At 67.0% G+C, this 22,864-nt stretch carries 16 protein-coding genes; 12 read left to right on the plus strand and 4 right to left on the minus strand.

Features of this window, described 5'->3' with window-relative positions; translation table 11 throughout:
• The first annotated feature begins 62 nt into the window (after positions 1-62).
• Both GGQ97_RS07605 and GGQ97_RS07610 read left to right on the plus strand, forming a co-directional pair.
• Positions 63-4,829 carry a beta strand repeat-containing protein gene (locus GGQ97_RS07605; protein WP_168068439.1) on the plus strand — a complete coding sequence of 1,589 codons (4,767 nt, stop codon included), beginning with the start codon at positions 63-65 and terminating at the stop codon, positions 4,827-4,829.
• Positions 4,830-4,911: 82 nt separating this feature from the next.
• The gene (locus tag GGQ97_RS07610) at positions 4,912-6,450 is read left to right on the plus strand and encodes a methyltransferase regulatory domain-containing protein (RefSeq protein WP_168068441.1); all 1,539 of its coding nucleotides are present in this window, start codon (positions 4,912-4,914) and stop codon (positions 6,448-6,450) included.
• Between the two features lie 7 nt (positions 6,451-6,457).
• Here GGQ97_RS07610 and GGQ97_RS07615 read toward each other — a convergent pair whose 3' ends face one another.
• The gene (locus tag GGQ97_RS07615; RefSeq protein ID WP_168068443.1) at positions 6,458-6,703 is read right to left on the minus strand and encodes a hypothetical protein; all 246 of its coding nucleotides are present in this window, start codon (positions 6,701-6,703) and stop codon (positions 6,458-6,460) included.
• Positions 6,704-6,794: 91 nt separating this feature from the next.
• Here GGQ97_RS07615 and GGQ97_RS07620 point away from each other — a divergent pair, with 91 nt between their 5' ends.
• From GGQ97_RS07620 to GGQ97_RS07660, 9 genes are all read left to right on the plus strand, one after another.
• The gene (locus tag GGQ97_RS07620) at positions 6,795-7,832 is read left to right on the plus strand and encodes a cell wall hydrolase (RefSeq protein WP_245197909.1); all 1,038 of its coding nucleotides are present in this window, start codon (positions 6,795-6,797) and stop codon (positions 7,830-7,832) included.
• Positions 7,833-7,957: 125 nt separating this feature from the next.
• Positions 7,958-9,433, plus strand: coding sequence for a carboxylesterase family protein (locus GGQ97_RS07625; RefSeq protein WP_168068445.1), 1,476 nt, complete (start codon positions 7,958-7,960; stop codon positions 9,431-9,433).
• The gene (locus tag GGQ97_RS07630; RefSeq protein ID WP_342448477.1) at positions 9,430-10,206 is read left to right on the plus strand and encodes an SDR family NAD(P)-dependent oxidoreductase; all 777 of its coding nucleotides are present in this window, start codon (positions 9,430-9,432) and stop codon (positions 10,204-10,206) included. Before GGQ97_RS07625 ends, GGQ97_RS07630 begins: the two co-directional genes overlap by 4 nt.
• Complete coding sequence (locus GGQ97_RS07635) at positions 10,203-11,087, plus strand: ROK family protein (RefSeq protein ID WP_342448478.1); 885 nt, start codon at positions 10,203-10,205, stop codon at positions 11,085-11,087. The genes GGQ97_RS07630 and GGQ97_RS07635 overlap by 4 nt, the downstream gene beginning before the upstream one ends.
• A 119-nt stretch (positions 11,088-11,206) precedes the next feature.
• Positions 11,207-13,387: a TonB-dependent receptor gene (locus GGQ97_RS07640; RefSeq protein ID WP_245197910.1), complete on the plus strand. Its 2,181-nt coding sequence runs from the start codon at positions 11,207-11,209 to the stop codon at positions 13,385-13,387.
• A 100-nt stretch (positions 13,388-13,487) separates the two neighbouring features.
• Entirely contained in the window at positions 13,488-14,789 is a 1,302-nt protein-coding gene (locus tag GGQ97_RS07645) for an FAD-binding oxidoreductase (RefSeq protein ID WP_425338732.1), read from the plus strand.
• 5 nt (positions 14,790-14,794) lie between these two features.
• Complete coding sequence (locus GGQ97_RS07650) at positions 14,795-16,096, plus strand: MFS transporter (protein WP_209022809.1); 1,302 nt, start codon at positions 14,795-14,797, stop codon at positions 16,094-16,096.
• Positions 16,097-16,149: 53 nt separating this feature from the next.
• Complete coding sequence (locus GGQ97_RS07655; protein ID WP_245197911.1) at positions 16,150-16,944, plus strand: helix-turn-helix domain-containing protein; 795 nt, start codon at positions 16,150-16,152, stop codon at positions 16,942-16,944.
• Positions 16,941-17,660: an FCD domain-containing protein gene (locus GGQ97_RS07660; RefSeq protein ID WP_168068449.1), complete on the plus strand. Its 720-nt coding sequence runs from the start codon at positions 16,941-16,943 to the stop codon at positions 17,658-17,660. The genes GGQ97_RS07655 and GGQ97_RS07660 overlap by 4 nt, the downstream gene beginning before the upstream one ends.
• A gap of 16 nt (positions 17,661-17,676) precedes the next feature.
• Here GGQ97_RS07660 and GGQ97_RS07665 read toward each other — a convergent pair whose 3' ends face one another.
• The 3 genes from GGQ97_RS07665 to GGQ97_RS07675 all read right to left on the minus strand — a co-directional run bounded on the left by GGQ97_RS07665 (position 17,677) and on the right by GGQ97_RS07675 (position 21,271).
• The gene (locus GGQ97_RS07665) at positions 17,677-18,057 is read right to left on the minus strand and encodes a response regulator (RefSeq protein ID WP_245197912.1); all 381 of its coding nucleotides are present in this window, start codon (positions 18,055-18,057) and stop codon (positions 17,677-17,679) included.
• Between the two features lie 101 nt (positions 18,058-18,158).
• Positions 18,159-19,496 carry a sigma-54-dependent transcriptional regulator gene (locus GGQ97_RS07670; protein ID WP_168068453.1) on the minus strand — a complete coding sequence of 446 codons (1,338 nt, stop codon included), beginning with the start codon at positions 19,494-19,496 and terminating at the stop codon, positions 18,159-18,161.
• On the minus strand, positions 19,493-21,271 hold the full coding sequence (locus GGQ97_RS07675) for a sensor histidine kinase (RefSeq protein ID WP_168068455.1): 1,779 nt from the start codon (positions 21,269-21,271) through the stop codon (positions 19,493-19,495). The genes GGQ97_RS07670 and GGQ97_RS07675 overlap by 4 nt, the downstream gene beginning before the upstream one ends.
• Before the next feature lie 156 nt (positions 21,272-21,427).
• On the opposite strand from GGQ97_RS07675, the gene GGQ97_RS07680 reads away from it, so the two are divergent.
• Positions 21,428-22,858: a dicarboxylate/amino acid:cation symporter gene (locus GGQ97_RS07680; protein ID WP_168068464.1), complete on the plus strand. Its 1,431-nt coding sequence runs from the start codon at positions 21,428-21,430 to the stop codon at positions 22,856-22,858.
• The last annotated feature ends 6 nt before the right edge of the window (positions 22,859-22,864 follow it).

Raw genomic sequence — 22,864 nt, forward strand, 5'->3', positions numbered from 1 at the left:
GATCGCCAAGTTTTAGGCGTGCGGATTTCAGTGTTCAAATCCAGGGGCAGGAGTTTTTTCTAATGGCACGGGTAACACTTAGTCAGGCGGGCGAAGACGTTATCGTCGGCGGCGCTGACGTACAGGTAATTGGTACCTCCGCCGGGGGCGAGGTCATCACTGTGGTCAGCGGCAACATCCGCCTTGACCCGTCTTTCAACCAGGGTGGCGACACCATCGTCCTTCCGGGCGATGCGTCGGATTACACCGCCTACCGCGCTGGCGGTGAAGTGATCTTCACCAGCCTCGACGGCACCGTCACGCTGCGTATTCCGGTTGGCGGCAACGGCACCGAAATCCAGTTCGACGGCGGTGACTCGCGCACCCTCGTGTTCAACTCGACCACCGGTCAGGCGACCCTCGAAGGCCAGGCGCTGGGCACCAGCTCCACCTCGCCGACGCCGCTGACCCCGTCGGGTCCCGCACCGCTCGTCAACTATGACGTGACCGGTTCGGCCGCCAGCGTCGCCGAAGGCGACACCGGCACCCGCCAGCTGGTGTTCACCATCACCCTCGACCGCGCCGTCACGGCCGCCGATGGTCCGGTGACCCTGAACTACCAGACCCAGAACGGCACTGCTGACTCGGCCACCGACTATGTCGCCGCCGCCGGCACCGTCACCTTCGCGGTCGGCCAGCAGGTCGCCACCGTGACCGTGGTCGTCAACAGCGACACCACTCCGGAAGCCAACGAGACGCTGAACCTGCTTCTCACCGGCGCCAAGCTGCGCAACGGCCCGGAAACGCTGGTCGGCACCATCACCAACGACGACGTCGCCGTGTCGCTGACCGGCTCCGCCGACAACTTCACCGGTTCGGTCAACTCGGACAGCTTCTTCGCTGCCAACACCGGTCTCGGTGCGGGTGACAAGATCAGCGACGGCAGCACCACCGACAACGACACCTTCTCGCTTGCGGTCGATGCCACCACGGCCAACCGCAACTTCGGCGGTTTCGCGCTGACCAACATCGAGAACGTCGAAGTCACCAACGACTCCGGCGCTCCGGTCACCCTCGACCTGTCGAGCTCGACCGGCATCAAGTCGGTTGCCTCGGTCAACAGCTCGGACACCGTTGTGTTCGACCAGCTGACCAGCAACGCCACCGTGATCGTCGACAATGTCACCGGCGCCAACGCCAACGTTGAGGCGATCTACCAGGCCGCCGTCACCGCTGGTGCCAACACGGCCGTCAACGTCGTCATCAACGACACCACCGCCAACCGCGTGATCCTCGGCACCGTCGGCGCCGGCAACACCGGCATCGAGACCGTCAACCTGCAGGTTACCGGCACCTCGACGATCAACCGTCTGGCCACCCAGCTCACCACGCTGAACATCTCGGGCGGCGGCGACGTCACCCTGGCTGAGCCGCTGGTGAACTCGGTCCGTGTCGTCGACGCCTCGACCGCTGGTCGTGTCACCGTTGACTTCACCAACAACGATGCCGCCGGCACCGGCGTGACCTTCACCGGCTCGAACGGTGGCGACATCGTGCGTTCGGGTCTGGCTGCCGACACCGTCAGCACCGGCCTCGGCGACGACACCGTCACCGACGAAGGCGGCAACGACGTCATCAACACCGGTGGCGGAAGCGACACCATCAACCTGCTCGGTGCCGGCGACGTCACCATCAACGCGGGTTCGGAAGCCGACACGGTGAACTTCGCCGCCGGCACCTTCAACGGCACCGACAAGGTCGCCCTGGGCGACGGCAGCGACACGCTGGTCGTCTCGCAGAGCACCGTTGAAGCCGACTACACCAACGTGTCGAGCGCCGAGACGCTGACTGTTGCGCTCAATGCCAACACCAATCTCGGCAGCAACGGTCTTGGCAGCCTGGCTCAGGCAGCCGGCATCTCGACGGTCAACCTGAACGTCAACGGCGTCGGCGGCGGAAGCGACACGCTCACCGCGACCGACTACACCGTCGGCCTGACGGTCAACCTGGGCGGCGCGGTCGGTTCCGACACCGTCCTGCTCGGCTCGGGCGCCGACGTCATCAACACCTCGTCGTTCGATGGCAGCGACAACCTCCAGGGCAACCTGGGCCTCGACACCATCAATGTCACCGATGGCTCCACCTTCGTGGTGGGCGGCCAGTTCGGCGGCATCGAGACGATCAACTACGCCAGCGACGGCGACGGCGAAGATCAGGTCCTCCTGGTCACCGACGCCAACGCTCCGTCGGCGGGTAACGTTCTGACGGTCAACGCTGGCAGCCTCGCCGCCACCGAAGACTTCACCTTCCTCTCGCAGGGCGTGGCCGCTTACTCGGTCAACGTCACCACCGGCGCGGGCAACGATCAGGTCTACACCGACAATGGTGTGGCCGACGTGATCTCGACCGGCGCGGGCCAGGACTACCTGCAGATCGCGGGTGGCGACACTGCCAACACCGGCGCTGACATCGACAACGTCTTCGTGTTCAACGGCAACAACACCGTGAACGCTGGCGACGGCAACGACTTCATCGGTCTGGCCGGCACCGGCAACAGCACGCTGAACGGTGAAGCTGGCGACGACGTGTTCGCCATCTACAACCCGGCGAACCTGACCTCGGGCGACACCATCTCGGGTGGTGCTGGCAACGATCAGATCGACGTTTCCACGGGCACCTACACCGACGTGCAGTTCACCAACGTGACGGGTGTGGAGACGCTGCGCGGCTTCAACGGCCCGGTGAACGTCACCCTCGGCCTCGAAGCCCAGGATGGCGGCAACGGCATCCGTACCGTCATCCTGCAGGATGGTGGCGCTGATACGCTCAATGCCTCGGCCTACACCTTCGGCCTCACGGTCAACTCGGCTGGTGGCAACGATGTCATCACCACGGGTTCGGGCGATGACATCATCAACCTGGCCGGTGCTGGTTCGGTTACCGTCGACACCGGTGCGGGCAATGACCGCATCCGCGTCTCGGGCACCACGAGCCTGGACGCCACCGACAAGATCGCCGGTGGCCTCGGCACCGACGTGATCGAGCTCGACAACACCACCGGCGCCGTCGTCGGCACGGTCGACCTCGCCAACGTCACGGGCATCGACAGCTTCCGCATCCTCGCCAGCGGTAACCGTACGGCGGGTGTGGACACCGACAACAACGTCCTGACCTTCTCCTCGTCGGTCGGCGATGTCGTCACCAGCGTCACGCCGGTCAACATCGACGCCTCGGCTCTCACGGACGGCGACGACTCGCTCACCGTCGTGATCGCCTCCACCGTCACCGACAGCGACTTCTCGTTCAACATCACCGGCTCGGCGACCACCACCACGGTCGACAAGCAGAACGTGGGTATCAACAACAACATCAACTTCACTGGTGGTACCGGTGTCGACATCCTGCGGATTGCCGGTTCGGACGCTGGTTCGACGGTCATCTTCAACGGTGGTGCAGGCAACGACCAGATCATCCAGACCGGCGCGAGCGCCCTCACCGACGACGGCTTCATCGGCCTGAGCTCGGTCGAGATCCTCGGTTCGGCGACGACGATCAACGCGGTCCTCGGTTCGCGCGCTTCGGCGGCGGGTATCGTCCGGATCAACGGCACTGCCGGTAATGATGTGGTCACCGTCGGTGCAGGCTTCACGACTGCGCTGCTGGTCAACCTGGGCGGCGGCAACGACAACATCAGCGCTCTGGCCTCGCCGGCGGCTCTGACGTTCGCTGCCAATGCGGCCGACTTCACCAACGCTGACGTCCTGATCGGTGGTACCGGTACGGGCGACGTTGCGGCCATCACCGCGGGCGGCACTGCCGACCTGACCACGGTGACCAAGGTCGAGACGATCAACATCAACAACGTGATCACCGCCGGTGCCGAAAACACCGTCGTCAACCTCGATCAGACCGCGGCGGAAGTGGACGGCTCCGTGCTGACCGTGAACGTCAACGGTTCGGAAGCGGGCGACTCGGTCACCCTCAACGGCGGCACCGTCACCGAGAACATCACCTACAACGGTGGTGCGGGCGTCGACATCGTCACCACCGGCAGCGGTGCTGACATCGTCAACGGCAACGGTGGTGCTGACGTGATCGTGGTCGGCCTCGGCAACGACACCGTCAACGGCGGCGCCGGTGACGACGTCGTTCGCGGCCAGGGAGGCGACGACATCATCAACGGTGATGACGGCAACGACAGCCTGTACGGCGACATCATCTTCGCCGACGTGGGCAACCTCGCTGCCTACAATGCGGCCGGTGGCGGTGCTGACACCATCAACGGCGGCATCGGTGACGATCTGATCGTCGGCGGTCTCGGCAAGGACACCCTCACCGGCGGCGCCGGCGCGGACGTCTTCCGTTACTTCTCCGTCGAAGACAGCCGCTTCATCCAGAGCGCTGGCGCTCCGGTTGATGCCCGCGACGTCATCACCGACTTCGTGGCCGGCGTGGACAAGATCGACCTGACCCAGCTCGCCGCGGCGGCTGGCCAGACGATCCGCTTCAACGGTGACTTCGGCACCTATGCCGAAGCGCAGGCTGCGGTCGGTTCGACTGCTGGCGACGGCTTCCTCGACGTGGCCTTCGTCCGCAACCTTGGCGGTCAGTCGGTCCTGTTCGTCGATGTCGACAACAACGGTCAGCTGGACGGCAACGACCTGCAGATCATCATGACCAACGTCACCGGCACCCTGACGGCGCCGGACGTCAACAACCCGCACCTGGTCACCGGTCCTGAAATGGCCGATGGTTCCTTCGCGGGCGCCGGCCAGTTCGGTCTTGCACTCGAGGATCACTTCGGCGCGGTTCGCTACGCCGACATGTTCCAGTCGATGCACATCGCGTAACAAGACCGAGCCAAGGCTCAGGAATTGGGGGTCCCTCGCATTAGCGGGGGGCCCCTTTTTCTTGGGTGGGGGGAGTGAGAAAATGTCGAGCTGGTCGCACGGCTACAATGTGTCCGCGGGCTACACCTACGGCTTCTACCGGGAGATGGCGCCCGACTGGATCGACTTCGCACTGGCCCTGCGCGGACTGGTCGCGCCGCGCCGATCGGCGGGCGCTCCCTTCCGCTATCTTGAATTGGGCTCGGGGCAGGGGTTCGGCCTGTGCCTGCTCGCCGCTGCCAATCCTGATGGCGACTTCCTCGGCATCGATTTCAGCCCGGAGCATGTCGCCCACGGAGCCTCCCTCGCGGACGAGCTTGGGCTCACCAACATCCGCTTCGTCGAGGGCGACTTCGCCGCACTCGGGGCGCACTGGCCGGTCGAGCATGGCGCTTTCGATTATATTGCGCTGCACGGCATCTATTCGTGGGTGCCGGAGGCCATCCGCCGCAGCCTGATCGCCATCCTCGCCGCGGCGGGCGCACCGGGCGCGGCGGTCTACGTGTCGTTCAACGCCATGCCGGGATGGGCCTCGTCCCTGCCGTTCCAGCACATGCTGCGGCTGATCGAGCGCGAAGGCGTGGCGAGGGGCATCGGCGCGGTCGAAACCGGGCGCGCGCTGTTCGACCAGTTGAGCGCTGTCGAAAGCGGAGTGACCAAGGCGCTCCCCGAGCTTCGGACCCGAATCGAGAACACCCGCAATCAGCCCGAAGCCTATCTGGTCCAGGAGTATCTGCACGAAAACTGGCACCCCTTGTGGTGCTCGCAGGTGATGGGTGAGCTGGGCGGCGCCAAGCTCAGCCTCTCAGGCAGCGCCACGCTGGCCGAGAACTTCCTTCCCCAACTGCTCCCGGCGAACATGCAGGGCGTGCTGGCCGGGCACGACCGGCCGACCTTGCGCGAAGACCTCACCGACTGCCTCATCAACCAGACCTTCCGGCGCGACCTGTACGTGCGCGGTCCGCGCCGCCGTCACCCGGGCGAAAGCGCGTGGCAGGAGGAATTCCGATTGTGGCGGATCAAGTGGTCCGATCTTCCGGAAACGATCGGGGTGACGACGGCGTTCGGCTCGGCCAGCCTGAAAGCAACCGAGATCGCCGCCATATTCGACGCGATCGGCGAGGGGAGCTGTTCGCTTGCCGAGCTGGCGGCGTTGCCGGGGGTCGGGGCCGACCGGCATCTGTTGACACAGAAGCTGGTGCTGCTGGTGCATGGCGGATGGCTCGGCTGCTCGCGGGGCGAACCGGGCGGCGCCGGCATGGGCGCGGTCAACGCCAGGGTCGCCAGCCTTGCGGCAGTGGGCGCGCCCTATCGCAATCTTGCCGCCGCCAACCTCGGTTCGGCGATTGCGGTCGTCGACAGCGAGATACTGCTGTTCGACGCTTATTGCCAGAACCCGCGGCGGTTCGAGCAGGAAGCCGGCGCCATGCTGTCGGAGCGTCTCGCCCGGCTCGGCCGCAGGCTTGCCAAGGACGGCCAGCCGCTGACCGGTGACGCGGAAGCCGCGCAGGTCGAGCAGCAGGCGGCCACCTTCACATCAAGGACGCTGCCCGCGTGGCGCAGGCTTGGCATCACCGACTAGGGGACGGTCAGGCGGTCGGGACGACGTTCAGCGCGCCGCAGGTGCACTCGACCACAAGCCGCTGATCGGTCTGGATCTTCTGGTGAAAGGCCGCGGGGGAGGTACCGGTGGCGATGGCCTGTCCGCAGCCGCCGCAATTCAGGTCAGCTTCATCGCTTCCCGTCATTACCGGCAGCCGATTGGCGCGAATATGGGCGTCGGCGCCGGGGCGAACTTCCGAAATCGTCTCAAGGGTGATGCTGGTGTCGCTCATTGCGATATCCTTCGGTATAAGCCTGCGCCTGGGTAGTCATCGATTGCCGAGCCGGTACAGCCGGTTAGCATTCGATGGGGCGTATCGGCAGATGCCTTGGCCGAACGCCGGCAAGCTGGTCAAGCCTGCGGGCACCGACCGGGTGGGGAGGATGAAGCGGTTGTTGTTGGGCAAGCTGGGACTGTCACCAAGTGCGGGTGGGCCTGCGGTCACCGGTGAGGCGCTGCCTCGCCGGACGCACAATGGCGCGCTGGTTGCGCTTGTCGCGGTGGCTGTCGGCGGCTTCCTGCTGGTCGACCCCGGCGCCAAGGACCGGGCGTGGGCCTCGCTGCCGCGTCCGGCGGCGGTGAAGCAGCCGGCCTTGCTGCAGATCACGCCGGTCCAGGCCCTGGAGCGCGGCGTGCAGCCAAGCGCGCTTGGCGCTGCCCGGCCGTTCGAATTTGCCCCGATCGGCACCGGCGCCCGCGAGATGGCCGAGAAATGCCTCGCCCAGGCGGTTTATTACGAAGCCGGCTCCGAAAGCGAGGAGGGGCAGCGTGCAGTGGCGCAGGTGGTCCTGAACCGCGTTCGCCATGCCGCCTTCCCCAATTCGGTGTGCGGCGTCGTCTACCAGGGGTCAGAGCGGACCACCGGTTGCCAGTTCACTTTCACCTGCGACGGGTCGCTGGCGCGGGTACCGTCGCGCTTCGGCTGGGAGCGGGCGATGGGCATTGCCCGCCGCGCGCTGGCCGGCGAGGTGTATGCGCCGGTCGGTCATGCGACCCATTACCATGCCAATTATGTGCTGCCCTACTGGGCCTCGAGCGTGGCGATGGTCGGTCAGGTCGGTACCCACATCTTCTACAGCTGGAAGGGGACGACCGGCAGCGCCGCCGCCTTTGGGCAGGCGTATAGCGGGCTTGAAGCGATCAAGGAGCGGGTGATCGCGCCCGTCACCGGCGAGGAGCCGACGCCCATCGAGATCGCGCAGAGCCTCGAAAATCCGGCGCTCACCGGCAAGGTGAAGGGGGTCGAGGCCCTGGAGGATCCGGGCAATGCCGACCTCCTCAATTACAAGGCGGCAGGCAATGGCGCCGCCAGCCTGCCGGACGAGACCGAGGTCAAGAAGGCCATCGCCTCCGCGCTGTAGCGGCCGCCGGCGCCCCATCGGCACACAAGTTCATACGCCGGGCACAGCCGTACACGGAGACGGCCACGCCACGCCGGGCTAAGCGCAGAAGGATGACGATTCCAAAGCTGCGAGGGCGTTAGGACGTGGACCCGGTCGTTCGCCAAACCGAAGCGGGCCTGGTCCGCGGTGCCTGCAGCGAGGGCATCTGCTGCTTCCTTGGCATTCCCTACGCCGCCCCGCCGACGGGCGACCGCCGCTTTGCCGCGCCGCAGCCGGTCGAGCCGTGGCAGGGCGAGCGCGACGCCACCGATCCGGGACCGCCCGCACCGCACCGGATCCGTGACTTTCCCGCGATCGACGTGGTGCCCCTGGTCGGCCGCGGTGGGGAAGAGGGCGGCGACTATCTGCGCCTCAATATCTGGGCGCCCGAAGGCGGCGAGAAGCGCCCGGTGATGCTGTTCATCCACGGCGGCGGCTTCGTCATCGGAAGCAAGGATGCCCCGGTCAGCAACGGCAGCGCCTTCGCCCGGTCGGGCGTGGTGTGCGTCGCGATCAACTATCGCCTCGGCATCGACGGCTTCCTGCCGATCGAGGGGGTACCGACCAACCTCGGTCTGCGCGACATGATCTTCGCCATGCAGTGGGTGCAGCGCAACATCGCGGCGTTCGGCGGCGACCCTGCCAATGTCACCATCTTCGGCGAGTCCGCGGGGGCGATGGCGGTTTCCAATCTCGTCGCCTCACCCCTGGCGCGCGGGCTGTTCCGCCGCGCCATCGTCCAGAGCGGCCACGGTGCGATGGTCCGCGACCTGCCGGTGGCCCGTCGCCTGACCGCCAAACTGGCGCGGATGCTGGGGATTGCGGCGACCCGCGAGGGCTTCGCCTCGGTTCCGTTCGACGCGGCGTGGAAGGCGATGGAGAAGCTGGCAAAGCCGTTCGCCCGCATCGACCTGCGCGATGCGTCGGGGCACGAGCCGGTGTTCGGGATCAGCCGCTTCATTCCGGTGTGGGGCGACGACGTGTTGCCGGAGAAGCCTATCGAACTTCTCAAGCAGGGTGCCGGCAAGGATATCGACCTGTTGATCGGCGCCAACGCCGACGAGATGAACCTCTATTTCGTGCCGACCGGCGTGAAAAGGAAGCTGCCGGGCTGGATGGCTTGGCTGATGCTGGGCAAGTCGCATCCGCGGCCCGCCGCCGTGCTCAAGGCCTATGGCGGCGCAGGGCGCAAGCCCGGCCAGGTGTTCACCGAGGCGCTGACCGACCTGGTGTTCCGCTGGCCCGCCCGCCGCTTCGCCGAAGAGCATCAGGGACGCACCCACTTGTACGAGTTCGACTGGGGCTCGCCCGCGTGCGGCGGGGAGCTTGGGGCGTGCCACGGGATCGAGCTTCCGTTCGTATTCAAGACGCTCGACACGGCGTCGGGCGACAAGGGGCTAGCCGGGCAGCAGCCACCGCAGGAGCTTGCCGAGCGCGTGCACGCGACCTGGGTGCAGTTCGCCACCGACGGGAGCCTGCCGTGGCCGGAGTTCGAGCGCGACGGACGCGCGGTCCATCGGCTGAGCGAGGACGTCACGATCAAGGAGGTTCCGATGCCGGCGGCGCGTTTCCTGCCGTGAATGCGATCGATCGGTTCCGGGTCGAAGGCCGGGTCGCCTTCGTCACCGGCGGGGCGCAGGGCATCGGCCTTGCCAGCGCACGGGCACTGGGGGAGGCGGGGGCCACCGTGGTCATCGGCGACCTGAAGCAGCGGGCGATCGACAGCGCCTGTGCCGAACTGCGCGACGCCGGGATCGACGCGAGCGGCCACCTGCTCGACGTCACCGACCCCGCGAAGGTTTCCGATGTCGCCGAGGCGGTGGTCGCCCAGCACGGGCAGATCGACATCCTGGTCAACAATGCCGGCATCGCGCGCAGCGACACGCCGGCGGAGGAAGTCGCCGACGAGCATTGGCGCAATGTCCTCGACGTCAATCTGAACGGCACCTTCTGGTGCACGCGGGCCTTTGGCCGTCACATGCTGGCGGCAGGGCGGGGGGCGATCGTGAATGTCGGGTCGATGAGCGGATTCATCGTCAACCGCCCGCAGCCGCAAAGCTATTACAACGCATCCAAGGCCGCGGTGCACCAGCTGACCCGCAGCCTGGCGGCCGAGTGGGCGCCGCGCGGAGTTCGCGTCAACGCGGTTGCGCCGACCTATATTGCGACGCCCTTGAACGATTTCGCGGACAAGGAGAGCGAGATGTACCGGCGGTGGATCGACGGAACGCCGATGGGGCGCCTCGGAACGCGTGAGGAGGTCGCTTCGGTGATCCTGTTCCTGGCCTCGGATGCGGCAAGTCTGATGACCGGCAGCATCGTGCTGGCCGACGGCGGATACAGCTGCTGGTGAGCACGGCCACGCTGGTCGCCGGGATCGAGATCGGCGGCACCAAGTGCATCGCGATCCTCGGCCGCTCGCCCAGCGACATGGTCGAGGAAGTGCGCATCGACACCGGCGCACCCGGCGCCACGCTGGCAGCGCTGGAAGCGGTGCTGGAGCGGTGGCAGGCGGAGGCGGGCTTCGCCGCCGTCGGCGTTGCCAGCTTCGGACCCTTGCGGCTCGATCCGGGGGCCGCGGATTACGGCACGATCGTTTCCACACCCAAGCCCGGCTGGTCCGGTGTCGATGTGCTGCGCCGCTGGGAGCGGTTCGGGGTGCCGGTGGCGCTGCAGGTCGACGTCATCGGGGCAGCGCTGGCCGAGCAGCGCTGGGGCGCAGCGGAGGGCCTCCAGGACTTCACCTACATCACGGTCGGCACCGGAATCGGCGTTGGACCGATCATCGCCGGCAGCCCGGTTTCGGCCCGCGGTCACTGCGAGCTTGGCCATGCCCGCGTGCCGCGCTTGCCCGGCGATACGTGGCCCGGCGCCTGCCCGTTCCACGGCGATTGTGTCGAGGGCCTCGCCTCAGGCGCCGCGATCGCCGCCCGTGCGGGAACGGCGCGCCCGGACGCGGGATGGGACGGGTGGACGAGCGTCGAGCATACGCTCGCCATGCTGCTGCACAATCTGCTGCTCGGGCTGCAGACGCGGCGGGTGCTGATCGGTGGCGGCGTCATGGAGGCCCGGCCGGCATTGTTGGGGGCGATCAGGGAGCGGATGCAAGCCAGCCTCGCCGGCTATTACACCGCTGCAGACTTTGGCGATGACATCCTTCTGCCGCCCGCCCTCGGCCCCCGCGCTGGACCGCTCGGCGCCTTGGCGCTCGGCCTCGGCGCACTCCGCGCCTGAGCACGCGCGGCAAAGCGGAAAATGCTTTCGGCAAAGCCGTCATACCTTTCAGATAGGTCGCAAGTCACGTAGACCTATCAGATTGCTCGGGGGAGGCGCCGGGCTCTTTGGAGACGGTTATGCGGACGACGAGCATTGTTCTTCTGGCCACCACCATGCTGGCGACCGGCGCACCGGCGATGGCGCAATCGACCGGTGATGTGACGCCGGCCGAGAAGGAGCAGACCGAGGCTCCGCCCGTCGGCGCCGCGCCGGTCAGCGCGCAGGAGCAGGACATTGTCGTCACCGCCCGCAAGCGCGAGGAGACCTTGCTCGAGATCCCGGTGGCGGCGACGGCGGTCAGCGGTGAGTTGATCGAGCGCCGCGGCCTGGCCTCGCTGCGCGACGTCGCGACCCTGACCCCGGGTCTCAACATCAACGGTGATGCGGCGGGTCGCGCCTTTGTGTCGATCCGCGGCGTCGGCATCACCCTGGTCGAATCGGTGCAGCCGGGCGTCGGCATTTTCCTGGACGGCATCTACCAACCGAACACGGCCTACCTGAACAACCCGCTGGTCGACGTGCAGCGCGTCGAGGTCCTGCGCGGACCGCAGGGCACCCTGTACGGCAAGAACACGCTGGGCGGCGCGATCAGCGTCATCACCCGCCAACCCGGCAACGACTTCGAGGTTCGCGGCGGCGGCAGCTACGCCGGACCTGACAATGCGTGGAGCACCTTTGCCTCGCTGAGCGGCCCGATCGTGCGCGACCGGCTGCAGGCGCGCATCGCTTACTCGCATCGCCAGCAGGACGGGTTCCTCTACAACCCGATCCTCAAGGCCGACGCCAATCCGCTCAACACCGACACGGTAAACGGCACGATCCGGGCCGAGCCGGTCCACGACGTCGTGCTGACGATCAACGGCTATTACGACAATGTGAAGGGTGCCGGCACGCCCTACGCCCGGGTCGCCGGCCCGACCGACTATGTCCGCCAGGTCAACTTCAACGCGCTCAATCGCCAGTTCTTCAAATATAAGGGCGTGAACGCCCGGCTCGAGTTCCCACTCGCCGCGCTCAACACCGACGTCACCCTGATCGGCGCCTATGACGGGCGCGACGGGCGGGCCCCCGACAATGATGGCGAGTTTAACCCGGTCGATTTCGCCCGCACCAGTGGCAAGAACGAGCTCGATACCTATACCGGCGAGCTGCGCTTCGACACCGAACTGTCGAGCACCCTGACCGCGCTGGTCGGGCTGTTCACCAGCAAGGAAACCTCGTCGGCCGAAGGGATCACCTCGATCCCGGCGCTGAATGCGCGGTTGCACGACATTTCGGCCAAGAAGTCGCGCAACCATGCCGTCTTCGGCACCCTGTTCTGGCGTCCTTCCGAAGCCTGGGAAGTGTCGGCCGGCCTGCGTTACGATCGTGAGCGGCGCAGCCTTGCCGGCTCGACCGGCGTGGTCGGTGGACTGCTGGCCGCCGTGCCGGGAATCAGCGGGGGCCACGATGAATGGTCGCCGCGCGTCACCGTCACCCGCAACTGGGACGGCCGCTCGATCACCTATGCGTCGGTCGCGCGGGGTTTCCGCGGCGGCGGCTTCAACATCAATCCGCGCGCGCCGTTCCGCTCTTACGAGGGCGACAAGGTGTGGACCTATGAGGTCGGGCACAAGTTCGCCACGGCGGACCGCCGCCTGACGCTTGCAGCAGCCGCCTTCTACAATGACTACAAGGACCTGATCGGCCTCAACACCATCGTCGGCCTGCCCGGCGGGGGCTTTGCGACGATCGACCTCAACAGCGGCGACGTCAGGACCTACGGCGTCGAACTGGAAGGCACCTTCCGCCCGGTTCCGGCCTGGACGCTGAGCGGCGGCGTGTCGGTCCAGCGGGCACGAATCACCGACAGCTCGGCCTTTACCCGCGTCACCAACAGCACCCTGCCGAGCGACCGCTTGCCGTTCCAGCCGGATTACAACTTCTCGCTCAACAGCGATTATGTGCTTCCGGTCGGAACAGGCGACATCACCTTGAATGTCGGCGCAATCGGCAAGGGCGAGCGGATCGCGGCGTCGATCAGCCCGACCCGTGCCCCGGTGCTCGACAGCTATGTATTGATCAATGGATCGATCACCTACCGTATCGGCAGTTTTGAGATCGCTGCATTCGCCAACAACCTGTTCAACGAAAGTTACTTCGACAGCTACATCGAGCGACGGACGCTGGAACTGGCGGTGCCCTTCCTGCCGGCCAGCGATCTCGGCATCATCGGCGACCGCCGCCGCTACGGCGTCCGCACCCGCTTCCGGTTCTAATCCGATGGAAGCGGCGCAGACGACCTGCCGGGAGTTTTCGCAAGACGTGGTCGACGCGCTCGGCCGCCTGGTCGGCGACCGCCTTCACGTCGGCGAAGCGATGCGACTGGAGCATGGGCGAAGCGAAACGCATTTCGCGCCGATGCTGCCCGATGCAGTGGTGTTTGCCGAAACCACCGAAGAAGTCGCAGCCGTGGTCCGGCTGTGCGCGGAGTACCGGGTGCCGGTCATCCCCTTCGGGGCGGGCTCGTCGGTCGAGGGCAATACGCTGGCGGTGCACGGCGGCGTATCGCTCGACCTGTCGCGGATGACGCGCATCGTTGCGGTCAATACCGAGGACTTCGACTGCACGGTCGAAGCCGGTGTCCGGCGCGAGGAACTGAACGAGCATCTGCGCGACCAAGGCCTGTTCTTCCCGATCGACCCCGGCGCCAATGCGACCATCGGCGGCATGGCTTCGACCCGGGCATCCGGCACCAATGCGGTCCGCTACGGGACCATGCGCGAAGCGGTACTGAGCCTGACCGTGGTCACCGCCGATGGAAAGGTGATCCGCACCAGCCGCCGCGCCCGCAAAAGCTCGGCCGGTTACGACCTGACCCGGCTGTTCGTGGGATCGGAGGGCACGCTCGGCATCATCACGGAAGTCACCGTCCGCCTTCACGCCATCCCCGAATCGATCCAGGCGGCGACCTGCAGCTTCGAGACCATCGGCGGAGCGGTCGACACAGTGGTGCAGTCGATCCAGCTTGGCATTCCGCTGGCCCGGGTCGAGATCCTCGATGACATGCAGATCCGCGCCGTGAACCGGTGGTCGAAACTCGATCTTCCCGAGCTGACCACCCTGTTCTTCGAATTTCACGGATCGGAGCGCTACGTCGCCGAGCAGATAGAAACCGTGTCGGCACTGGCCGCGGAAAATGGCGGCGGCGAGTTTCGATGGGCGTCCCGCACCGAGGAGCGCAACGCCCTGTGGAAGGCGCGCCACGAAGCCTATTATGCGGCGGTCAATTTGCGGCCGGGCGCGATCGGCTGGGCAACCGACGTCTGCGTGCCCATCAGCCGGCTTGCCGAATGCATTGGCGAGACCAAGCGGGACCTTGCCGCCAGCACCATTCCCGCCACCATCCTCGGCCACGTCGGCGATGGCAACTTTCATGTCGTCTTCTCGATCGACCCGGACAATCCGGCCGAGCTTGCGGAGGTCAAGGACATCAACGCCCGAATGGTCCGCCGCGCCCTGGCGATGGACGGCACCTGCACCGGCGAACATGGCATTGGCCTCGGCAAGCAGGACTGGCTGGTCGAGGAGCTTGGCGACGCGGTCGGGCTGATGCGATCGATCAAGCGGGCGCTGGATCCCGCCAACATCCTCAACCCGGGTAAGGTGTTCGCATTTTGAACCAGATGGCCTCACTGCCGGCGATCCACGCGGACCCGGCACCCACTCTGCGCCAATCGCTGCCCGCGGCGCTGATCCTCGCGGTGTCGATCTGCGCCGGCTTCACCACCATGGTCAGCTTCGGGATCATGGCACAGAGCGCCAAGGCCGAGCTGGGGCTGTCGGACGAGGCGCTGGGCGCGATCCAGGGCGTCAGCGCCGCGGTCCCGCTGGTCCTGCTGTCGATCCCGATCGGTATCCTGGTGGACCGGGCCAACCGGGTGCGGCTGCTGATCCTGTGCAGCGTCGCCTGGACGCTCGGCACTTTCCTGACCGCCTTTGCCCCCGAAAGCTGGAGCCTGTTTGCGGGCCGCATGCTGACCGGAATCGGTGCGACCGGCGCGCTGACCGCCTGCCTGTCGCTGGTCGCCGACCTCTGCCTGCCGACTGAGCGGGGCAAGGGACTGCTCATCGTCACCCTGGGCAAGAGCCTTGGCCAGGCCGCGGCCTTTGCCGTGTCGGGCTGGCTGATCGGCCATTTCGCCGCGGCGGGCGCCGCATCGCTGATCGGCGACCTCACGCCCTGGCGCAGCAGCCAGTTGGCGCTGGGGATCGGAAGTGCGCTGCTGATCTTGCCGCTTTTCTTCCTGCGCGAACCGGCGCGGCAGGAGGTCCACCAGGGGACCAGGGTGCCGATCCGCGCGCTGATCAGCGAATTGTGGAGCCGCCGCGCGTTCCTTCTTCCGCTGTTCGTCGGGCAGGCGGCGGTCGTGATGGCCGACGCCGCGGCCGGCATCTGGGCGGCCCCGATCATCGAGCGGCAATATGGACTGCAGCCGGCCGATTTCGCTGGCCTGCTCGGGACGGTCATCCTGATTTCGGGGCTGGCCGGCGGCCTGCTCGGCGGTCTTGCCGCAGACTGGGGCAGCAAGAGCGGCCGGCGTGGTGGTCTCCTGCTCGGCGCGATCATCGCCGCCGCAATCGGGGTTCCGGCCGCGCTGTTTCCGCTGATGCCGACCGCGACCGGCAACATGCTGGTGCTGGGCGTGCTAATCCTGGCCGGAACGGTGACCGGGCTGGTAACGTCGGTGGCGCTGACGGTGATGCTCCCCAACGAGCTTCGCGGACTCAGCATCGGCGCCTTCATTTCCGTCGCGGGACTGATCGGGTTCGGCCTTGCCCCGCCGATGGTTGCCGTAGTCAGCAAACCGCTTGGCGGCGAGGCCGCACTGGGCCTGGCGCAGGGGCTGGTCGGGGTTGCGGTCAGCCTCTTTTCGGTGGCCGGTTTCTGGCTGGCGATGAAGAGGGCGCCCGAGCCTAACGGATAGGTCTGGACTGACCTGTCAGATAGGTTTATGCCTTTTGGCCGAGGAGAGAGGTCATGGGGCAAGCGCTGTCGAAGAGCATGGAGGCAGTCCCGGTGTCGGCGGAGATGCTGGCGCTGGTCGGGACCGGCGACATCGGATGCCATGCCTGGCCCGCCGATCCGGTCGCGTTCGAGATCGACTTCGGCAATCATCGCACGCCCGCGCGGCTTCGTTTCCACCGGCATCCGGCCGCTACCCTTGGCGAGAGTGAAGACGGCGACCTGCGGCTGATCCAGATCGTCGCCCGTGATGCGTGCGAGCGACTCCTCGGCCAGCCGCTCGATTGGGAAGAAGGCAGCGTCCGTTACCTGCCCGTCGCCTTGCAGGGCATTGCAGTGGCGGTTCGTGACTGCCGTTTGCCGGCGGCCGCGGCCTTGCCCTACCGGCTTGCCAAGAACATCGAATTTCTGTGCGAGCTTCTCGAGGCGCATCGCTGCGGCGAGCTCGACGAGGGGCTGCCCCCAGCCGGTCTTTCGAGCGCCGACCGCGGCCGGATCGCCGCAGCGCGCCAGCTGATCGACCGCCTGTGGAGCGAGAAGCTGACCCTCGAGCAGATCGCGCGCACCTGCGGGATCAATCGCGGGAAGCTCGCTCGCGGGTTCCGTGAGCTGTACGGCTGCACGGTCAGCGAGGCGCTGGTCGAGCGCCGCCTGGCCGAAGCACAGCGGCAGCTGATCGCGACCGACCTGCCGATCGCGCTAATCGGCTATCGCAACGGCTATCAGAACAATGCCGCCTTCACCCGCGCCTTCGGGCGGCGATTCGGACTCAGCCCGTCCACCTTCCGCACCATGGGGATTGCCGCGTGAACCAAGTTGCGGAGCGCGAGGGCAGCCGGACGCTGGTCCGCGTCGCGATCGACGCGGTGAACCAGCACATCCGCGATGAGGGCCTAAGGGTCGGCGACACCTTGCCGGGCGAAGCCTTTTTCGCCGAGCGGCTGGGGGTCAGCCGGGCAGTGATGCGCGAGGCTTATGGCGCGCTGGCCGCACTTCGCCTGTTGGACGTCGGCAACGGCCGCAAGCCGCGCGTCGGCGCGCTTGACGGGTCGGTGATCGCGACCTCGCTCGATCATGCCATTTCGACCGCGCAGATCCGTGTCGGCGATGTCTGGGACGTGCGCCGCACCATCGAGCTCAGGACGGCTGCGCTGGCGGCCATCAACGCCCGGCCCGACCAGGCCCGGGCGATCGTCGACCTGGCCGAGAAGATGGGCGAGGTGGACGAAACGGGGGAAGCGACGACCCGGACCGATATCGCCTTTCACCTCGCCATCGCCGAGGCCAGCGGAAACGCGCTGTTCAGCCAGATCGTGGTGTCGTTCGTGCCCCTGATGCGGGTCGCGGTGCCGAAGGCGTGGCGGACCCGCCGCACGGCCGAGGAGCGGGCCGATGTGCTTGCGACCCATCGCCGACTGGCAGCGGCGATCGCGGCCGGTGACGCGGAGGAATCGCAGCGTCAGATGGCAGCGCACTTCGACGAAAGCATCGGTGCCAAGCTGCAGAGCCAGGGCGAGCGCTGGTAGCTCCGGCGCGCTGGACCTAGGCGCCGTCCTCCGCCGCGGGGCCGTCGAGCTGTTCCTCGACGATCTTCACCAATTTGTCGGTCGGGTAGGGTTTGGCCAGGAAAGTGCCGTGGTCGGGGAGGGTCTTCTCGTCCACCGTCACCGCGCCCGAGGTCACGATCAGGGTCACGTCGGGGCGTCTGCGGCTGACCTCGTGCGCCAGGCCAAGGCCGTCCATATCGCCCGGCATGTTCACGTCGGTGAAGACCAGCCCGATGTTGGGATGTTCGTCGAGAACGCTGAGCGCCTCGCCGGCGTCACCGGCCTCCCACGCCATGATCCCGCGATCGGTGAGCGCGTCGGCGGCGACCATCCGGACGAACGGTTCGTCTTCGACGACGAGGACTTCCCTGGGCAATGTAAAGTTCATGCGGCTCGAACATGTCGCAGCCCGAGGCGTTCCAATTTTCTCGTTGTCGACCAGCTTGATGGACGTTGCCCCCTCACGCGCCGGACGGTCTAGTTCGGTCGGCGGAAGCCATCGATATCGATGCCCAGCCTGGTCGCCTTGTCGTAAAACGTCTTGCGCGGGAGGCCGAGCCGCTTGATCGCATCGCCGACGCGCCCTCCGCTCTGCTGCAGGGCCTCCTTGATCAGCGCGGCCTCGTAGAGGGCCACGCGAAGCTTGAGATTGTCCGGCGCCGCCTGCTGCTCGCCCGCCTCGCCGCCGGTCTGGAGCACCAGCGCAAAGGCGCGGTTGCGCAGCTCGCGGATATTGCCCGGCCAGTCATGCAACGCCATCGCGGCCGCCTCGTCGACGGGAAGGACGAATTCCGGCTTGCCGAACAGCTCCTTGGCCTCCTCAACGAACACATCGAGCAGCAGGCGAACATCCTCGTCGCGCTCGCGCAGCGGAGGCACGCGGAGGCGGGTGGCGGCGAGCCGGTGGTAGAGATCGGTGCGGAACGTGCCCGCCTGCGCCGCCTGCTGCAGGTCGGTCTTGCTGGTGGCGATGACGCGGAGATTGACCGCTTCCGGCCGATCGGCACCGAGCGGCTGCACTTCGCGTTCCTCGAGCACGCGGAGAAGCCGGGCCTGCATGGCGACGGGCAGGCTGTCGATCTCGTCGAGGAGGAGCGTTCCGCCGCTCGACGCCGCGATCATGCCGCGCCGGGCCGAGCGGTGGTGCGCGAGCGAGTCGCTGGCATGGCCGAACAGTTCGGCCTCGAAGCTGCTGTCGACCCAGGCGGCGCAATTGACGGCGATCAGGGGGCGCCCGGCGCGCTTGCTGAAGCGGTGGATCTGGGCCGCAACCACTTCCTTGCCGACGCCCGTTTCCCCTTCGATCAGGACGTCGACGTCGGCGGCCGCAAGCTGCCTGATCGAGGCGCGGAGCCTGGCCATGGCGATGCTCCGGCCGGTCAGCGGATCGGTCGCTTCGTTGATGTCGGCGGCGGCGCGCAGCCGGCGGTTCTCGATCTGGAGCCGTCGATGATCGAGCGCCCGCGCAACGGCCGCGGTCAGGTGATCGATCGCGAACGGCTTGCTCAGGAAGTCGAAGGCACCTTCCTTGAGCGCCTTCACCGCAAGCGGAACGTCGCCGTGGCCGGTGACCAGGATCAGCGGAATGCCACGGTCGATGCTGTGCACGGCGGCGAGCAATTCCATGCCGTCCATGCCCGGCATCCGGATGTCGGAGACGACCACGCCATCGAAGGCACCGGTGATGCTGGCGAGCAGGCTCTGGGCGCGCTCGAACGATTGGACGGTAAATCCGGCGAGTTCGAGCGCCTGGGTCGTGGCGAGGCGCAGCGCATCGTCGTCCTCGGCGAACAGCACGGATGGCGGCGACGTCATCGGGCGATCCTCAATGCGACGACGAACGTGGCGCCCGGCCCGTCACCGGCCTCGAGCCAGAGGTCGCCGTCGAACTCCCGCGCGATGTCGCGCGCGATGGCAAGCCCGAGGCCAAGGCCACCGCTCTTGGCGGACTCAAAGGGCGTGAACAGGCGTTCGCGAATGGCGGGGTCGATGCCCGGGCCACGGTCGGCAATGCTGATCAGCATCCGGTCTCCTTCGGTGCGTGCGCTCAACCGGATGGCGCCCGAGCGCTTGAGCACGGCATCGAGCGCATTGCGCAGCAGATTGATGAGCACCTGTTCGAGGCGCACGCGGTCGCCGACCAGGACACGCCGGCGATCGTCCTCGCCAACCGCGATCTCGATCTGCGACGACGCCTTCGCCCCGAGCAGGAGCAGCGCGCCGTCGACGATCGAGCCAAGCGTGGCCTGGACCGGTACCGGCGTCTTGCGCCGGGTAAAACTGCGCAGTTCGGACGTGATCGAGGCAATCCGATCGGTCAGGTCGATGATCCGCCCGAGATTGACCTGGGCATCCTCCGGCCGTCCGCGCGTGATGAACTTGGTGGAATTTTCGGCAAAGGTCCTGATGGCGGCGACCGGCTGGTTGATCTCGTGGGCGACGCCGGCGGTGATCTGCCCCAGCGTGCCGAGACGATTGGCGCGCGCCAGATCCTCCCGCGCCGCGACATATTTGTTGGTCGCCTCTTCCCGCTCCTGCGATTCGACCCGCAGGCGGGCATTGGTGTCGCGCAATTCCGCGGTCTGCCGCTCGACCTCCTGGGACAGCGCGGCCCGCGACTGCAGCAGCAGGCGCTGGCGGTCCCATTGCCGGAGCAGGATGGCGCAGATGGCGCCTGCCACCAGCAGGAGGGCGAGCACCCACAGCAGCGCGACCCGGCGCGACTCCTCGAGGAAGGGCTGCAAGGCCACCATCGCCGTCAACCGCCCGCCATCGATGGGGGCGGGCAGGGTGGCCGCGTAATAGGGTTCGCGTTGCCGGCCATTGCCGACACTGGCCTCGGCTCCGGCCAGGCTCAGCGGCGCCTCGACGGGAGGGGAAGGCCCGAACTGCAGGGTGCGAACGGCATCCGCGAGCGCCTGGCGGGACAGTGGCGCGGTGGTCTGGAACCGCCACTCGGGCCGGCTGGTGACGAGGATGACGCCGTGCGGATCGGTCACCAGCCCGATGCCGCCGTTGGCGCCCCAGGTCTTCTCCAACCGGTCGAATTCGACCTTGACGACGATGGTGCCGAGCGGCGTTCCCGCCCGGTCGACCCGCCGGGCGAGATACAGGCCCGGGCGGCCGCTGACCGTGCCCAGCGCAAACAGTTCGGAGGCGCCATCGCGCATCGCCCCTCGGAAATAGGGGCGGAAGCCGTAATTCTGCCCGACAAAACTGGTCGGGAGCCGCCAGTTGCTTGCCGAACGGGTCACCCCATCGCGGCCGATCAGATAGATCACCGCGGCATCGGTCCGCCCGGCCAGCAGTTCGAGCTGCTCGTTGAGACGGGCGGCGGCCTGCGGCGTCGTCGCTTCCAGCACGGCGGCGACGTCGGGGAATTCGGCCAGCACGAGGGGCAGGAGTCGAAACTTCTGGAGCTCGCTGACGAGAAGGCCCTGGTTTGCCCGGGCGGCGCTCTGGGCCGCGATCGCGGCGTTCGCGCGGGCGGTGATCCGGCTCCACCGGTCCGCCGCGACGAGGGCCAGGGCGAGCACCAGGGCGAGCGTCGCCGCAAGCACCACCACGACTCGCCGCGAGCGTTTCAGCATGATGTGCGGATTTCCGCACAACGGGCGTCGGCTTTGCGCGGAAAGCCGCACAAATTCCCAGACTGCGACAGCGGGCCAAAATCATAACATATAACAAAAACAAACACTTAGCGCATTCTTCCTGCTCAGATGGTGCCGCTGTCGCTGGCGGCTAGGATGCACGGGCGGCGGTCGCTGACAAGTTTTTCAGCGCCTGCCCGGAGGAGACCTGTCATCGTCACCATCGCGGAGCCGTCGCCGGCCGTGCCGGAACACCGGCCATTCTATCGGCACCTTTACGTCCAGGTCCTGGTCGCGATCGCGCTTGGCGTTGTCGTGGGTCACTTCTGGCCGGACGCCGGACAGTCGCTCAAGCCGCTCGGTGACGGCTTCATCAAGCTGGTGAAGATGATCATCGCGCCGGTGATCTTCTTCACCCTCGTGACCGGCATCGCCGGCATGAAGGAGATGGCAGCGGTCGGCCGGGTCGCAGGCAAGGCCTTCGCCTATTTCCTGTTCTTCTCGACCCTTGCCCTGATCATCGGATTGATCGTCGCCAATGTCGTGCAGCCGGGCGCGGGGATGAACATCCATCCGGCCAGCCTCGATCAGGGCGCCATCGCCACCTACACCGAGAAAGCGCAGGAAAGCAGCATCACCGCCTTCCTGCTGGAAATCATCCCGACCACCATGGTCTCGGCCCTGACCGAAGGGTCGATCCTGCAGACGCTGTTTGTCGCGATCCTGTTCGGGATCGCTCTGGCGCTGGTCGGCGAGCCGGCTCGTCCGGTCCACGACATGCTCGAGCGGCTGAGCCTGGTCGTGTTCCGCCTGGTCGGCATCCTGATGCGCGCCGCGCCGATCGGTGCGTTCGGAGCGATCGCGTTCACCATCGGCGCCTACGGCATCCAGACCCTCGCCAACCTCGGCATGCTGCTCGCGACCTTCTACCTGACCTCCTTCCTGTTCGTTGCCGTCGTGCTTGGGCTGGTCGCGCGCTTCACCGGCTTCTCGCTGTTCGCGCTGCTGCGCTATCTCAAGGCCGAACTGCTGCTTGTGCTGGGCACCAGCTCTTCGGAAGCCGCGCTTCCCGCGCTGATCGACAAGATGGAACGCGCCGGCTGTTCGCGCAGCGTTGTCGGTCTTGTCGTGCCCACCGGCTATTCGTTCAACCTCGACGGGACCAACATCTACATGACGCTGGCGGCGCTGTTCATCGCGCAGGCGACCAACGTCGACCTGTCGCTGGGCGACCAGATCGCGCTGCTGCTGGTCGCCATGATCAGCTCCAAGGGCGCGGCGGGGGTCACCGGCGCGGGCTTCATCACGCTTGCCGCGACCCTGTCGATCGTGCCGTCGGTGCCAGTCGCCGGAATGGCGCTGATCCTCGGCATCGACCGCTTCATGAGCGAGTGCCGGAGCCTGACCAATTTTATCGGCAATGCCGTCGCCACCATCGTCGTCGCCAAGTGGGACGGAGCGCTCGACCGCGAGCAGCTGCAGGCGGCGCTGGCGGGGAAGGGCACCCGCCCGCCGGCCGGCAAGTCCGAAGCGCAACAGGAAATCGAAGGCGAGCTCCAGGCACTTGGTGCGGCGCCGCAAGACTGAACGGGG

It is taken from the genome of Sphingomonas kaistensis, from assembly GCF_011927725.1.
Taxonomy (GTDB): domain Bacteria; phylum Pseudomonadota; class Alphaproteobacteria; order Sphingomonadales; family Sphingomonadaceae; genus Sphingomicrobium; species Sphingomicrobium kaistense.

Bases quoted from the DNA above. Each gene is read 5' to 3' on its own strand.
- GGQ97_RS07620 (WP_245197909.1), top strand. From the start codon at position 6,795: ATGCCTTGGCCGAACGCCGGCAAGCTGGTCAAGCCTGCGGGCACCGAC.
- GGQ97_RS07640 (WP_245197910.1), top strand. From the start codon at position 11,207: ATGCGGACGACGAGCATTGTTCTTCTGGCCACCACCATGCTGGCGACC.
- GGQ97_RS07675 (WP_168068455.1), bottom strand. From the start codon at position 21,271: ATGCTGAAACGCTCGCGGCGAGTCGTGGTGGTGCTTGCGGCGACGCTC.
- GGQ97_RS07610 (WP_168068441.1), top strand. From the start codon at position 4,912: ATGTCGAGCTGGTCGCACGGCTACAATGTGTCCGCGGGCTACACCTAC.
- GGQ97_RS07645 (WP_425338732.1), top strand. From the start codon at position 13,488: ATGCGACTGGAGCATGGGCGAAGCGAAACGCATTTCGCGCCGATGCTG.
- GGQ97_RS07605 (WP_168068439.1), top strand. From the start codon at position 63: ATGGCACGGGTAACACTTAGTCAGGCGGGCGAAGACGTTATCGTCGGC.
- GGQ97_RS07680 (WP_168068464.1), top strand. From the start codon at position 21,428: ATGCACGGGCGGCGGTCGCTGACAAGTTTTTCAGCGCCTGCCCGGAGG.
- GGQ97_RS07670 (WP_168068453.1), bottom strand. From the start codon at position 19,496: ATGACGTCGCCGCCATCCGTGCTGTTCGCCGAGGACGACGATGCGCTG.
- GGQ97_RS07655 (WP_245197911.1), top strand. From the start codon at position 16,150: ATGGGGCAAGCGCTGTCGAAGAGCATGGAGGCAGTCCCGGTGTCGGCG.
- GGQ97_RS07615 (WP_168068443.1), bottom strand. From the start codon at position 6,703: ATGAGCGACACCAGCATCACCCTTGAGACGATTTCGGAAGTTCGCCCC.
- GGQ97_RS07650 (WP_209022809.1), top strand. From the start codon at position 14,795: ATGGCCTCACTGCCGGCGATCCACGCGGACCCGGCACCCACTCTGCGC.